The 255-nt window shown below is 46.3% G+C and carries 1 protein-coding gene; it reads left to right on the top strand.

The annotated features are described in order from the left end of the window. Positions 1-255: porin (locus E0D98_RS26690; protein ID WP_205713049.1), on the top strand; the 255-nt coding region annotated here is incomplete at both ends.

Raw genomic sequence — 255 nt, 5'->3', positions numbered from 1 at the left:
ACGGAGATCAGACTTATGCTCGTCTCGGCTTTAAAGGCGAAACGCAGATTAATGATCAACTGACCGGATTTGGTCAGTGGGAATACCAGTTCTCTGGTAACAAAACGGAATCTGAAGGTTCCGCGGGAAATAAAACCCGTCTGGCATTTGCAGGTCTGAGATTTGCTGATGTTGGTAGCATTGATTACGGACGTAACTACGGTATTGCTTACGATGTCGGATCATATACTGACGTACTGCCAGAGTTTGGTGGTG

The organism is Escherichia sp. KCJ4928 (assembly GCF_004352695.1).
Classification (GTDB): domain Bacteria; phylum Pseudomonadota; class Gammaproteobacteria; order Enterobacterales; family Enterobacteriaceae; genus ECMA0423.
This window is presented reverse-complemented; position numbering and strand designations above follow the sequence as displayed.